The 13,320-nt window shown below is 65.1% G+C and carries 11 protein-coding genes; 4 read left to right on the top strand and 7 right to left on the bottom strand.

Going from position 1 to position 13,320, the window contains the following annotated elements; translation table 11 throughout:
* The gene (gene efeU / locus J2W36_RS00425) at positions 1–831 is read right to left on the bottom strand and encodes an iron uptake transporter permease EfeU (RefSeq protein WP_307687680.1); all 831 of its coding nucleotides are present in this window, start codon (positions 829–831) and stop codon (positions 1–3) included.
* A gap of 226 nt (positions 832–1,057) precedes the next feature.
* On the bottom strand, positions 1,058–3,931 hold the full coding sequence (locus J2W36_RS00420; protein WP_307687679.1) for an aconitate hydratase: 2,874 nt from the start codon (positions 3,929–3,931) through the stop codon (positions 1,058–1,060).
* Positions 3,932–4,129: 198 nt separating this feature from the next.
* On the opposite strand from J2W36_RS00420, the gene J2W36_RS00415 reads away from it, so the two are divergent.
* The 4 genes from J2W36_RS00415 to J2W36_RS00400 all read left to right on the top strand — a co-directional run bounded on the left by J2W36_RS00415 (position 4,130) and on the right by J2W36_RS00400 (position 7,055).
* Positions 4,130–4,645, top strand: coding sequence for a pyridoxamine 5'-phosphate oxidase family protein (locus J2W36_RS00415; RefSeq protein ID WP_307687678.1), 516 nt, complete (start codon positions 4,130–4,132; stop codon positions 4,643–4,645).
* 69 nt (positions 4,646–4,714) lie between these two features.
* On the top strand, positions 4,715–5,677 hold the full coding sequence (locus J2W36_RS00410) for an acyl-CoA dehydrogenase family protein (protein ID WP_307687677.1): 963 nt from the start codon (positions 4,715–4,717) through the stop codon (positions 5,675–5,677).
* Positions 5,665–6,426 (top strand): PIG-L deacetylase family protein, encoded by a 762-nt coding sequence (locus J2W36_RS00405; RefSeq protein WP_307687676.1) that lies wholly within the window; start codon positions 5,665–5,667, stop codon positions 6,424–6,426. Before J2W36_RS00410 ends, J2W36_RS00405 begins: the two co-directional genes overlap by 13 nt.
* Positions 6,423–7,055, top strand: coding sequence for a methyltransferase domain-containing protein (locus J2W36_RS00400; protein ID WP_307687675.1), 633 nt, complete (start codon positions 6,423–6,425; stop codon positions 7,053–7,055). The genes J2W36_RS00405 and J2W36_RS00400 overlap by 4 nt, the downstream gene beginning before the upstream one ends.
* Positions 7,056–7,118: 63 nt before the next feature.
* On the opposite strand, the gene J2W36_RS00395 is transcribed toward J2W36_RS00400, so the two are convergent.
* From J2W36_RS00395 to J2W36_RS00375, 5 genes are all read right to left on the bottom strand, one after another.
* Positions 7,119–9,704, bottom strand: coding sequence for a bifunctional aconitate hydratase 2/2-methylisocitrate dehydratase (locus J2W36_RS00395; protein WP_307687674.1), 2,586 nt, complete (start codon positions 9,702–9,704; stop codon positions 7,119–7,121).
* 73 nt (positions 9,705–9,777) lie between these two features.
* Positions 9,778–10,407, bottom strand: a complete 630-nt coding sequence (locus tag J2W36_RS00390) for a hypothetical protein (protein ID WP_307687673.1) — start codon at positions 10,405–10,407, stop codon at positions 9,778–9,780.
* 25 nt (positions 10,408–10,432) lie between these two features.
* Positions 10,433–11,437: an HpcH/HpaI aldolase/citrate lyase family protein gene (locus J2W36_RS00385; RefSeq protein ID WP_307687672.1), complete on the bottom strand. Its 1,005-nt coding sequence runs from the start codon at positions 11,435–11,437 to the stop codon at positions 10,433–10,435.
* Positions 11,434–12,210, bottom strand: coding sequence for a trans-aconitate 2-methyltransferase (gene tam / locus J2W36_RS00380; protein WP_307687671.1), 777 nt, complete (start codon positions 12,208–12,210; stop codon positions 11,434–11,436). Before tam ends, J2W36_RS00385 begins: the two co-directional genes overlap by 4 nt.
* 10 nt (positions 12,211–12,220) lie before the next feature.
* Positions 12,221–13,207 carry a malate dehydrogenase gene (locus J2W36_RS00375; RefSeq protein WP_307687670.1) on the bottom strand — a complete coding sequence of 329 codons (987 nt, stop codon included), beginning with the start codon at positions 13,205–13,207 and terminating at the stop codon, positions 12,221–12,223.
* Positions 13,208–13,320: the final 113 nt, after the last annotated feature.

Here is a 13,320-nt window from a genome sequence, read left to right as displayed (position 1 = left end):
TCAGCGGGTGGCGGCCTGCAAGGAAGCGGGCGGCATGGGCCGCAAGAAAAGGAAGACGGTGACAGCGAGGAACAGCACGTAGACCAGGCCTTCGCCCAGCACGGGCGCCGACTGGTAGCCGAGCAGGCCCGAGAGCACTGCGCCGACGGGGCTGTCCATGGGCAGCGTCTCGCCCATATCGAACAGCACCTGCTGCAGGTGGTTCCACAGGCCGGCTTCGTGGAACTTGCGCAGCACGCCCGCCAGCAGCCCAGCGGCCACGAGCAGGATGAACAGGCCGGTGAGCCGGAAGAAGCGCCGCAGGTCGAGCCGCACACCACCCGAGTACAGGCCGTAGCCGATCGCCACCGACACGGCGATGCCGGCCAGCGCACCCACTGGCGCCTCCCAGCCGCGGCTCTGCTGGAAGATGGCCAGCAGGAAGAAGACGGATTCGAGACCCTCGCGCGCCACGGCGAGGAACACCATGCCGATCAGCGCCCAGCCAGGCCCGTCGGCGCTCACCAGCGCGCGGTCGATCGACGCGTGCAGCTGGCCCTTGATGGAGCGCGCCGTCTTGCGCATCCAGAACACCATCGACGTGAGCATCACGACGGCGACGAGGCCGACCACGCCTTCGAAAAGCTCCTGCTGCTTCTGCGGAAACTCAGCAGCGAGCAACTGCAGGCCGGCACCGGCGAACAGCGAGAGCGCCACCGCCAGCAGCACGCCGACCCAGACGGCCGGCATCAGCGACTGGCGGCCGCTTTGTTGGAGATAGCTGGCAACGATACCGACGATGAGCGCGGCTTCGATGCCTTCGCGCAGCATGATGAGAAAGGGGATGAGCATCGGGAAACTGGAATGGATCCACCCGACGGCATGCGTGGCGCATGGACGGTCGAATGGCCGGATTGCAAGCTTCCAAGCTTACCCCATCGATACGATTGATTCTCATTTTAAGTGCTATGCCCATGCACTTCATGAGGGCCTTCGTGGAAGGCAGTGCCGGGTTCCAGCGGTCGTTCGATCCGAGAGAAAAGTCGAACTCGATCGCCGGATGACCAGGATACGTACTTCAGGCAGCCAGCAACTGCCGCAGCACGAACGGCAGGATGCCGCCGTGCTTGTAGTAGTCGACCTCGATCGGCGTGTCGATGCGCAGGCGCACCTTCACGTCCTGGTGGCTGCCGTCGGGGCGGTGCACGACCAGCGTCACGTCCATCTGTGGCTTGAGTTCGCCGCCGATCGCCACGTCGATCTTCTCGTCGCCCGTCAGGCCCAGGCTCTGCCACGAATCGGCGCCGATGAACTGCAGCGGCAGCACGCCCATGCCGACCAGGTTGGCGCGGTGGATGCGCTCGAAGCTGCGCGCAATCACGGCCTTGATGCCCAGCAGTTGCGTACCCTTGGCGGCCCAGTCGCGCGAGGAGCCGGTGCCGTATTCCTCGCCGCCGAAGACCACCGTCGGCACACCTTGTTCGATGTACTTCATCGCTGCGTCGTAGATGAACATCTTCTCGTTGCCCGGCTGGAACAGCGTGAGGCCACCCTCTTCCTGCGTGCCCTTGGCGTCCGGCGGCAGCATGAGGTTCTTGATGCGCACGTTGGCGAAGGTGCCACGCATCATGACGTCGTGGTTGCCGCGGCGCGAACCGTAGCTGTTGAAGTCGGCCTTCTGCACGCCATTGGCCTTGAGCCAGATGCCAGCGGGCGAACTCTCCTTGATCGAGCCGGCCGGCGAGATGTGGTCGGTGGTGATCGAGTCGCCGAACAGTGCCATCACGCGCGCGCCCTTGAAGCCCGGATCGGCGGCATGCGGCTTCATCTTGAAGCCCTCGAAAAACGGCGGCTCGGCGATGTAGGTCGAGGTCGGCCAGTCGTAGGTCTGACCTGTCACGCCCTTGATGCTGCTCCAAAGCTTGCCCGGGTTGTCCTTGATCTGGTCGTAATTCTTGCGGAACGCCTTCGCGTTCATCGCAAAGTGCAGCAGGTCGTCGATTTCCTGGGCGGACGGCCAGATGTCGCCAAGGTAGACATCCTTGCCCTTGTGGCCCTTGCCCACCGGCTGGGTCATGAGGTCGACCGTGACGTTGCCGGCGATCGCAAAGGCCACCACCAGCGGCGGCGACGCCAGGAAGTTGGCCTTGATGTTCGGATGGATTCGCGCCTCGAAATTGCGGTTGCCCGAGAGCACGGCTGCGCCGACCAGATCGTTCTTCGTGATCACCTCGTTGATTTCGGGCGCCAGGTCGCCGGCATTGCCGATGCAGGTCGTGCAGCCGTAGCCGGCCAGATAGAAGCCCAGCTTTTCCAGATACGGCAGCAATCCTGCGTTCGTGAGGTATTCGGTGACGATGCGCGAGCCGGGCGCCAGCGAGGTCTTGACATGCGGCTTGACCTTCAAGCCCGCCTCCACCGCCTTCTTGGCCAGCAGCCCGGCGGCCAGCAGCACACTCGGATTGGAGGTGTTGGTGCAGGACGTGATGGCCGCAATCAGCACGTCGCCATTGCCGATGGTCACTTCGCTGGCGGGCGCCTTGGGTGCCGAAGCGTTCACGTGGGCCGCAGCCTGGGTCGAACGATTCGCCACCATTTCGACGACCTGGCGGGGTGCGCCAGGCGCGGGCACCGGCTCAGTCACAGTGCGGTCACCCCCGGCGCTGTGCGACGTCAATCCGTAACGCAGCTTGAGCTTGTCGGCTGGCTGGTTGAAACCGTTGGCATCGTTGGGCTTGCTGAACAGTTCGGAGAACTTGGTCGAAAGCTGGCCGAGATCGATCCGGTCCTGCGGCCGCTTGGGGCCGGCCAGGCTGGGCGTGACGGTCCCCAGGTCGAGCTTGACGATCTTGGTGTAGTCGATATCACCTGGCGCGGGCATGCCAAAGAGGCCCTGCGACTTGTAATACGCCTCGAACAACGCGATTTCCTCCTCGGTGCGGCCCGTCCCCCTGAAGTAGGCGATGGTCTTTTCGTCAACCGGAAAGAAACCCATGGTCGCGCCGTATTCCGGTGCCATGTTGCCAATGGTCGCGCGGTCGGGCACGGGAATCGACGCCGCCCCGGGACCGAAGAATTCGACGAACTTGCCCACCACCTTTTCACTGCGCAGGATCTGCGTCACGTAGAGCACCAGATCGGTGGCCGTGACGCCTTCGCGCAGTTGACCGCTGAGTTCGAAGCCGACCACGTCGGGCGTCAGCATGTAGACCGGCTGCCCCAGCATCGCCGCTTCGGCCTCGATGCCACCCACGCCCCAACCGACCACGCCCACGCCGTTGATCATCGTGGTGTGGCTGTCGGTGCCCACCAGCGAGTCCGGGTACCAGACCGGCACCGAACTCTGATCGCCAGGCGCCTTGTAGACGCCGCGCGCGAAGTACTCGAGGTTCACCTGGTGGACGATGCCAAAGCCCGGGGGGACGACGCGGAAGGTGTCGAAGGCCTGCATGCCCCATTTCATGAACTGGTAGCGCTCGTTGTTGCGCTGGAACTCCAGCTTCATGTTCAGGTCGAGCGCCTTGGGGGTGCCGTAGTGGTCGACCATCACCGAATGGTCCACCACCAGGTCGACAGGCACCAGCGGCTCGATGGTCTTGGGCGATTTGCCCAGCGCTGCAGCCACAGTCCGCATGGCGGCCAGATCGGCCAGCAGCGGCACGCCTGTGAAATCCTGCAGCACCACGCGCGTGACCACGAAGGGAATCTCGTCCGTGCGTTCGGCATTGGGGAGCCAGCGGGCGAGTTGCTCGACGTGCGCCGCGGTCACCTTCTGCCCGTCACAGTTGCGAAGCACCGATTCCAGCACGATGCGGATCGAAACGGGCAGGCGAGCGACCTGCGGATACTGCTTGGCCAGCTCTTTCAGCGACCAGTACCTGCCCGCCTGGCCTGCGGCCGTCTTGAAGGTCTTGAGGGTGGAAGCGAACGCGTGTGTCGAGGCGACTGCCATGGAAACTCCTTCAGATTCGTGGGTCGGCATAAAGATATCAGGCTTCGATGAATCCGGCTGTCGGAGGGCAAGCCGCCTCGCCCGGGTGTCGGCCATGGACCACATGAATTCGGGTCAATCCTGCGCCCCCCTGTGCAGGGCCGCTCGATAGCGTGTTTGCATCTCCACTCCTCATGGCGGCCAAGCGCCGACACCAAGATGACCGCAACCACCACATCGACCTCGCAAGCCCACGAAAAGCTCTGGGACCTGATCAAGGACACCCGCTTTGGCATGTTCACGCACCGGCATGGCGACGGCATGCTCAACAGCCATCCGCTGACCACCCAGAACAAGTCGGTAGACGAAGGCGCGACGCTGTACTTCTTCGTGCCCAAGGACGGCGAGATCGCCAGCCATATTGCCCAGGACAACGCAGTGAATGTCGCGTACGCCAACACGAGCAGCGACAGTTACGTGTCGGTCTCCGGCCATGCTGCGCTGCTGGACGATCAGGCCAAGAAGGAAGAACTCTTCAACAAGATGGCAGAAGCCTGGTTTCCGAAGGGACCGACCGACCCCAATCTCGGTCTGATGACGGTTCGCATCGACCACGCCGAATACTGGGACGTCGACGACAGCAAGATGGTCCAGATCTTCAAGATGATGAAGGCCGCGGTCACGGGTACGCCACCGAAGGACATGGGCGAGCACAAGAAGCTGAACATCGGCTGAGTGGCTCTCCTCTCCATGTCCGCGCCTGGCGATGAACGGACTTCTGACACCGTCCTGATAACTGGGGCAATGGACGTCGGCCAGCGCTTGGCCGAACTCGCACGCATTGGCGCTGACCGCCTACCGCTGCCGGGGCACGGCGCCACGCTGGCGAGGTGGCAGGCTTTGGCGGGGATTGCTGCCGAGAGCCTGCCTTTGGTGAAGCTTTTCGAAGGTCACACCGATGCACTGGCCATATGCCAGGAACTCGGTCACGTACACATCCCTGCCGATAGCCTCTGGGGCACCTGGTGCGCCGAGCCTCCAGACGCCCGACTCGCGTTGCGCCCCATCCCTGGTGCCGATGCGTCGGCCTTCGTCGTACAAGGAACCAAAGGCTGGTGCTCCGGCGCGGACGAAGTCACCCACGCGGTGGTCAGTTGCTGGGATGCCGACGGCCACCCCCGGCTGGCCATCGTGGAAGTCGACCATCCGGGCGTGCGTTTCGACACTTCGCACTGGCAAGCCGTCGGCATGGCGGCCTCGAACAGTTACCACCTCCACTTCGACCAGGTGCCTGCTGTGCCTCTTGGTGGTCCGAACGACTATGTGAATCGTCCCGGCTTCTGGCACGGTGGGGCGGGGATCGCGGCATGCTGGTATGGCGGCGCGACCGGTCTCGCAGACGCCGTCCACCTGGCCGCCGGCCAGCGGGCGGATCCGCACCGTCTGGCGCATCTGGGTGCCATCGACGTTGCCCTTGCCGGCGCCGGTGCGGTGCTGCGCGAAACCGCGGCATGGATCGACGCCCATCCGACAGCGGATGCGCAGCAGCGCGCCGTCCGCGCACGCCTGGTGGTGGAGTCGGCGGTGGAGCAGGTGCTCCATCACGCCTCGCGCGCACTGGGCGCAGGCCCGTTGTGTCAGGACCCGCTTCTGGCCAGCGCCTTCGCCGATCTGCCGATTTACCTGCGCCAAAGCCACGCACAACGCGATCTCGCCAGCCTGGGGACACAGTGCGCCAGCACGGCCCATACGCCATGGCCACTCTGAATACGCGCGCCATCGAAGGTTCGGGGACCAGCGAGGCCGAGTGGCTGGGTTGGCCCGAACTCGCCCACCTGCCTGAAATTACTGTATCAGCCTTGGTGCCGGACGACCGGCGTGCCGTGGTGGTGGCGCCTCATCCGGACGACGAGGTGCTGTCGGTCGGCGGAATGCTGGCACTGCTCGGCAGATTGCAACGCACGCCGTTGCTGATCGCCGTGACCGACGGCACGGCAAGTCATGCAGGCTCTGTCGAATGGCCACCCGAACGGCTGGCTGTCGAACGCCCGCTGGAGAGCGAGGCGGCTTGGCATGCGCTGGGGTTTCCCGGCCTGCAGGCCATGCGGCTCGGTCTGCCGGACGGGGGTCTGCACGCCTTGCAGCACCGCCTGACCGATCGCCTGATCACCGTGCTGCGACCCCACGATGTCGTGTTCACCACGTGGCGGCTCGATGGCCATCCCGATCACGAAGCCACCGGTCAAGCCTGCGCGATCGCCGCGCAGGAGGTCGGCGCTCGGCTGGTGGAAGTGCCCGTCTGGGCCTGGCACTGGGCCCACCCCGGCGATGCGCGGCTTCCCTGGGCGCGGGCACAACGGCTCATGCTGGATGCACAGGCTCAACAGCGCAAGCAAGCCGCGGTTCAAGCCTTTCGCAGCCAGTTGCACGGCGACGCATCCACCGGCGCAGGACCGATCCTGCGCGACACGACCGTGGCGCGTGCAGCAAGGCCTTTTGAATTGGTTTTCGCATGAATGCACTCGACAAACCCCACCCGAATGTTCAGGACAGGCTCGACTATTTCGACGGCTTGTATGGCGACAGTGCCGACCCCTACGGTCTTCGCACCCGGTGGTACGAACAGCGCAAGCGTGCAGCGGTGATGGCCGCCCTGCCGCATCAGCGCTATGGCCATGTCTATGAGCCCGGCTGCGGCGTAGGCGAGTTGACGGTTGAACTGGCGGCGCGCTGTGATCACCTGCTTGCCAGCGATTTCAGCGAGAAGGCACTGGCCCTGGCGCGTGACCGTACAGCCCATCTGCCTCACGTGCAGTTGGCGCGGCACACGCTGCCCGACGACTGGCCTGTGGGCGAACAGCCCTTCGACCTCGTGGTCGTCAGTGAGATGGGGTACTTTCTCGACGCAGGCGCCATGGTGCGGCTCGCCGCGCTGGCCGAGGCTTCGCTGGCGTCCGACGGCGTGATCGTGGCGTGCGACTGGCGGCACGACTTTCAGGCGCGGGCGCTTTCCACCGACGCTGTGCATGGCGCATTCGCCGCCACTGGACTGGCCCGCATCGTGCTGCATTCGGAGCGCGACTTCCTGCTGCAGGTCTGGGCCCGTGACCCGCGCTCCGTGGGTCAGCGCAGCGGGCTCGCCTGACCCACCCGGCGCCCAGAAAAAAGCCCACCGAAGTGGGCTGAATTCAGGGCATCAAGGACAAGCTCACGCGGCAACGCCGTCCGCTACCGACTTGTAGTCGTCGATCTTGTCGAAGTTCAGGTACTGGTAGATCTGGCTGCTGGACGCGTCGAGCACACCCGTTGCGGCCATGTACTCATCCTTCGTCGGAATGCGGCCCAGGCGCGAGCAGATGGCAGCCAGTTCGGCGCTGCCGAGGTAGACGAACGTGTTCTTGCCCAGGCGGTTCGGGAAGTTGCGCGTGCTGGTCGACATGACCGTCGCACCTTCGCGCACCTGGGCCTGGTTGCCCATGCACAGCGAGCAGCCCGGCATTTCCGTGCGCGCACCGGCATTGCCGAACACGCCGTAGTGACCTTCTTCGGTGAGCTGCTGCGCGTCCATCTTGGTCGGCGGCGCAATCCACAACTTGACCGGAATGTCGCGCTTGCCCTCGAGCAGCTTGGAGGCTGCGCGGAAGTGGCCAATGTTGGTCATGCAGGAGCCGATGAACACTTCGTCGATCTTGGCGCCAGCCACGTCGCTCAGCGTCTTCACGTCGTCGGGGTCGTTCGGGCAAGCCACGATCGGCTCGTGGATGTCGGCCAGGTCAATCTCGATGACGGCGGCATAGTCGGCATCGTCGTCGCCCTTGAGCAATTGCGGATTCGCCAGCCAGGCTTCCTGCGCAGCGATGCGGCGCGCCAGTGTGCGTGCATCGGCGTAACCCTCGGCGATCATCCACTTCATCAGCGTGATGTTGCTGTTGATGTATTCGATGATCGGCTCCTTGTTCAGGTGCACGGTGCAGCCGGCCGCCGAACGTTCGGCCGAAGCGTCGCTCAACTCGAAAGCCTGCTCGACCTTCAGGTCTGGCAGACCTTCAATTTCGAGGATGCGGCCCGAGAAGATGTTCTTCTTGCCTTGCTTGGCGACCGTCAGCAGGCCGTCCTTGATGGCATACAGCGGGATCGCGTTGACCAGGTCGCGCAGAGTGACGCCAGGCTGCATCTTGCCCTTGAAGCGCACCAGCACGGATTCGGGCATGTCCAGCGGCATCACGCCGGTGGCGGCAGCAAAGGCGACCAGGCCGGAACCGGCCGGGAAGCTGATGCCGATCGGAAAGCGCGTGTGGCTGTCGCCGCCCGTGCCGACGGTGTCGGGCGTGAGCAGACGGTTCAGCCAGCTGTGGATCACGCCGTCACCCGGGCGCAGCGAGACGCCGCCCCGGTTGGCCATGAATTCCGGCAACTCGTGGTGCATCTTCACGTCGACCTTCTTCGGATAGGCCGCCGTGTGGCAGAACGACTGCATGACGAGGTCGGCCGAGAAGCCCAGGCAGGCCAGGTCCTTGAGCTCGTCGCGCGTCATCGGGCCGGTGGTGTCTTGCGAGCCGACCGAGGTCATCTTCGGTTCGCAATAGGTGCCCGGGCGCACGCCCTGGCCTTCCGGCAGGCCGCAGGCGCGGCCGACCATCTTCTGCGCGAGCGAGAAGCCCTTCTTGGTGTCGACCGGGCTGGTCGGCAGGCGGAACAGCGTGGAAGCCGGCAGGCCGAGGGCTTCGCGCGCCTTGGCGGTGAGGCCGCGGCCGATGATCAGCGGAATGCGGCCACCGGCGCGCACTTCGTCGAACAGCACATCGCTTTTCACGCTGAATTCGGCGATGACCTTGCCGTCCTTGAGCGCCTTGCCTTCGTAGGGACGCAGCTCGACCACGTCGCCCATGTTCATCTGCGTCACGTCGAGTTCGATCGGCAGTGCGCCCGAGTCTTCCATCGTGTTGTAGAAGATCGGCGCGATCTTGCCGCCCAGGCACACGCCACCGAAACGCTTGTTCGGCACGAAGGGAATGTCTTCGCCGGTGAACCACAACACGGAATTGGTCGCGCTCTTGCGCGAGGAACCGGTACCGACCACGTCACCGGCGTAGGCCACCAGGTGGCCACGCGCGCGCAGGTCTTCGATGAACTTCACCGGGCCGCGCTTGCCGTCTTCCTCGGGCACGATACCCGGGCGCGCGTTCTTGTGCATCGCCAGGGCGTGCATCGGGATGTCGGGACGGGTCGTCGCATCGGGTGCGGGCGACAGGTCGTCGGTGTTGATTTCGCCCGCCACCTTGAAGATGCTCACGGTGATGCTTTGCGGGACTTCGGGCCGGCTGGTGAACCACTCGGCATCCGCCCAGCTCTGCAGCACGCCCTTGGCGTGCGCATTGCCCTTGTCGGCCTTTTCCTTGACGTCGTGGAACTGGTCGAACATCAACAGGGTCTTCTTCAGGCCTTCGGCTGCGACGGCACCGACTTCGGCGTCATCGAGCAGATCGATCATCGGGCTGATGTTGTAGCCGCCCAGCATGGTGCCGAGCAATTCGGTGGCGCGGGCGCGCGACAGCAGCGTGCTCTTCTCGGTGCCATGCGCCACGGCCGCCAGATAGCTGGCCTTGACCTTGGCCGCGTCGTCGACGCCGGCCGGCACGCGATGCGTGAGCAGGTCCAGGAGAAACTCGCCGTCGGTCGACGTCGCGGTCTTCATCAGCTCGATCACCTCGCCGGTCTGCTTGGCGGTGAGCGGGAGGGGCGGGATGCCGAGCGCGGCGCGCTCGGCGACATGGTCAACGTAGGCTTGCAACATCTTTTTCTCCGGGGGGACTGACACGACAGGCAGCCCCTGCCAGCGGGCACGGGCAGGGGCTGCCGCTGGGTTACTACTTCTTGGGTGCGTCGGCGCCTTCGAACAGGCTCTTCGGCGGGTTCTTCTTCATTTCGTCGGCGAAGGCGAGCTGGGCCGGGGCCTGGCATTCGTCGGCCAGACGCAGGCCTTCCTTCTGGTTCATCAGCATCGACTTGTTGGCGATCTGCAGCCACATCGCCCCCGCGCGCGGGTCTTCCAGGCGGATGGCGCCGGTGCGGCTCTCCACCGGATGCATGCGATAGCGCGCGCCCTTGGTGGACACAGTGAAGAAACCGGCACGCTTGTCGTCGGCGGTGATGGTCACGTCGGCACCCAGCTCGCACTGGATCTTGCCGGTGTAGACGCGCTGGGCGACGGCCAGATCGGCATCGGTGAGCGTGACGCTGGTGTCGTCGGCGATCGGCGTGACCTCCTCGACGGCCTTGGCAGCGCGAGCGGTGACCTGGCGCTTGGCGGGCTTCTTCTTTTCGGTGCCCTTGGCCGTGGTGGTGCTCTTGGCTGCGGGCTTGGCGGCAGACTTCGTCGCCGGTTTCGCGGCCGCCTTGGTGGTGCCCTGGGCTGCAGGTTTGGTGTCGGTGGTCTGGGCGCCGGCGGCGAACGGCAAAGCCAGCACCAGGGCGGCAATGAGAGTGATCTTCTTCATGGAGGGGTGTACCTTGGGGATAGGTTCAATGGGTGACGGGGACAAACCACCGCCGCGCTTCCTCAGGAAGCCTGCGGCCGGTAGCATGGGCTCGCTCGAGAATCTGCCAGAAGTGGCGGTAGCTCGCGCGGTCGTGCAATGTGCCATCGAAACTGAGAGGAGCCCAGTCTGCGGCGGCCGCTGCATCCATTATTTTTGTTGCAATGTGAATCTGCTCCTCATCCGGAGAGAAAGCCAGCAGGATGGGTCGAATCTGGCTGGGATGGATGCTCCACATCCGCAGGTAACCAAACTCGCGCGCAGCCCTGCGGGCAGCCATGCCCATCGCGTGGGCGTCGCTGAACTCGGTGACCACGCAATGCGATGGCACCTTGCCGTATGCGTGGGCTGCCGAGGCGATTTCCAGCTTGGCGCGGACCACCAACGGATGCGTGAACTGGCCGGTGGCACCCATGCCGTCGGCGGGAATCGCACTCGCATGCGCCGACACGAAGTCCATCAGGCCGAAGCTCAACGACTGCACGCGCGGATGCGCAGCAATGTCGAAGGCGTGTCGAACCGCGCGCGGCGATTCGATCAGGACATGCAGCGGCAGCTCCCCGGCACCGGCCGCATCGAGCGCGGCCACGGCGCGTTCGACATCCGCCGTCGACTCGACCTTGGGCACCATCAGGTGGCTGAGCCGGCTTGCGACCTGCCCGGCGATGGTCGCCATGTCACCGTCGAAGGCCGGATGATCGACCGGATGCACCCGCACGCCCACCCGCATGCCGGGCAGCGCGGCACGCGCCAGTTCGCAGACCAGCGCCGCATGCTCGGCCTCGCCGCCCACGGGCGCACCATCTTCGCAATCGAGCGTGACGTCAAAGACGCAGGCACCGAACTCCTCGGCCATTTCTGCCTGCAACGCGAGGCTCTTGCGCATGCGCGCCTCGACGCCGCTGTAGTGGTCGCACACGGGCAGCGCCACGGCACCGGCCTGCGCGCCCAGCAGAACGTCACGGGGATGGAGGGAAGCGACAGCGGTCACGGATGGCGTCGTGCAACGATGAACATGCGCGGGAAGGCGAGCAGCAGCTTGCCGTCGGCGCGGGCGGGATATTCGAGGGCCAAACGGCGCTCGTACTCGGCCAGGAAGCTCGCCTTGAGTGCCTCCGGCAACGGATCAATGAACGGCCTGAGGCCCGTGCCCCGCACCCATTCGACGATGGCTGCGGCAGAGTCCATCGGGTGCTGGTAGATCGTGTGCCAGACATCGACCGTTTCGGCATCGCGCGCCAGCAGGTCGTAGTAGCCGCCCAGCGGCTGCAAGGCGGTGCGCAACCGGTCGGCGTCTCCGATGGGCTCTTTCCACGGGGCGACGGCTGCGAGTTCGCGCATCAGGCGATGGGTGGGTTCGCTGCGGTTGTCCGGCATCTGGATGGCCAGCACGCCGCCGGGCGCCAAGGCGGCGAACAGGCGCGGGATCAGCGTGGCGTGATCGGGCACCCATTGCAGCGACGCATTGGCGTAGATGAGATGGGGAGCGACATCGGGCGTCCACTGCGCGATGTCGCTGGATTGGAAGCGGGCCTGCGGCAACCGCGCTCGCGCGGTTGCCAGCATGGCCTCGGAATTGTCGGTGCCGATGACCTGCGCCTGTGGAAAGCGCTGCACCAGCAGCTCGGTGGAATTGCCCGGCCCACAGCCGAGGTCGACCACGCGGGCGGCCTCGGTCAGTGGAACACGCGCCAGCAACTCACGCGCGGGGCGCGTGCGCTCGTCCTCGTAGCGGCTGTAGAGTGCGGGATTCCAGTCGAGCATGGGTGCCGGATCAGATCAGGTGGGCGACGCCCGCTTGCTCGTCGGTCAGTTCCTTGAGCGTCTTGTCGATGCGTTCCTGGCTGAAAGCGTCGATTTCCAGGCCTTCGACCAGCTTGTATTCACCGTTTTCGCAGGTCACTGGGAAGCCGAACATGACGTCCTTGGGAATGCCGTACTGGCCGTCCGAAGGAATGCCCATCGTGACCCACTTGCCGTTGGTGCCCAGGGCCCAGTCGCGCATGTGGTCGATGGCTGCGTTGGCGGCCGAAGCAGCCGACGACAGACCACGCGCCTCGATGATGGCCGCGCCGCGCTTGCCGACGGTCGGCAGGAAGGTATTGGCGTTCCATTCCTGGTCGTTGATCATCTTCGCCACGCTTTCGCCATTGATGGTGGCGAAGCGGTAGTCGGCGTACATCGTGGGCGAGTGGTTGCCCCAGACGGTGAGCTTCTCGATGTCGGCCACGGCCTTGCCGGTCTTGGCGGCGAGCTGGCTGGCGGCGCGGTTGTGGTCCAGGCGCAGCATGGCGGTGAAGTTCTTGCGCGGCAGATCGGGCGCGCTCTTCATGGCGATGTAGGCGTTGGTATTGGCGGGGTTGCCGACCACCAGCACCTTGACATTGCGGCTGGCGACGGCGTTCAGGGCCTTGCCTTGCGCCGTGAAGATGGCGCCATTGACCGCCAGCAGCTCGGCGCGTTCCATGCCGGGGCCCCGTGGACGCGAACCAACGAGCAGTGCGTAGTCGGCATCCTTGAAGGCGGTCATCGGGTCGCCATGGGCTTCCATGCCGGCGAGCAGCGGGAATGCGCAGTCGTCGAGTTCCATCATGACGCCCTTGAGTGCCTTCTGGGCCTTCTCGTCAGGAATCTCGAGCAGTTGCAGGATGACGGGCTGGTCCTTGCCGAGCATTTCGCCGGAAGCGATGCGGAACAACAGGGCGTAACCGATTTGGCCGGCGGCGCCGGTGACGGCGACGCGAACAGGCTTTTTGCTCATGGGGAAGACTCCAGAAGGATGGTGAACAGAGGTTGGCAATGCGGCGCTGCCGGGGGCCGCAAAGCGGCGGACATGACGGGGGCGCGCAACCGGCCAATATTTTATGCCCATTC

Source organism: Variovorax ginsengisoli, from assembly GCF_030811835.1.
In the GTDB taxonomy this organism is placed as follows: Bacteria; Pseudomonadota; Gammaproteobacteria; order Burkholderiales; family Burkholderiaceae_C; genus Variovorax; species Variovorax ginsengisoli_C.
Note: the sequence above shows the minus strand (reverse complement) of the source record. Positions and strands in the feature narration are given on the sequence as shown.

Bases quoted from the DNA above. Each gene is read 5' to 3' on its own strand.
- efeU (WP_307687680.1), bottom strand. From the start codon at position 831: ATGCTCATCCCCTTTCTCATCATGCTGCGCGAAGGCATCGAAGCCGCG.
- J2W36_RS00375 (WP_307687670.1), bottom strand. From the start codon at position 13,207: ATGAGCAAAAAGCCTGTTCGCGTCGCCGTCACCGGCGCCGCCGGCCAA.
- J2W36_RS00400 (WP_307687675.1), top strand. From the start codon at position 6,423: ATGAATGCACTCGACAAACCCCACCCGAATGTTCAGGACAGGCTCGAC.
- J2W36_RS00390 (WP_307687673.1), bottom strand. From the start codon at position 10,407: ATGAAGAAGATCACTCTCATTGCCGCCCTGGTGCTGGCTTTGCCGTTC.
- tam (WP_307687671.1), bottom strand. From the start codon at position 12,210: ATGCTCGACTGGAATCCCGCACTCTACAGCCGCTACGAGGACGAGCGC.
- J2W36_RS00415 (WP_307687678.1), top strand. From the start codon at position 4,130: ATGACCGCAACCACCACATCGACCTCGCAAGCCCACGAAAAGCTCTGG.
- J2W36_RS00410 (WP_307687677.1), top strand. From the start codon at position 4,715: ATGGACGTCGGCCAGCGCTTGGCCGAACTCGCACGCATTGGCGCTGAC.
- J2W36_RS00395 (WP_307687674.1), bottom strand. From the start codon at position 9,704: ATGTTGCAAGCCTACGTTGACCATGTCGCCGAGCGCGCCGCGCTCGGC.
- J2W36_RS00420 (WP_307687679.1), bottom strand. From the start codon at position 3,931: ATGGCAGTCGCCTCGACACACGCGTTCGCTTCCACCCTCAAGACCTTC.
- J2W36_RS00405 (WP_307687676.1), top strand. From the start codon at position 5,665: ATGGCCACTCTGAATACGCGCGCCATCGAAGGTTCGGGGACCAGCGAG.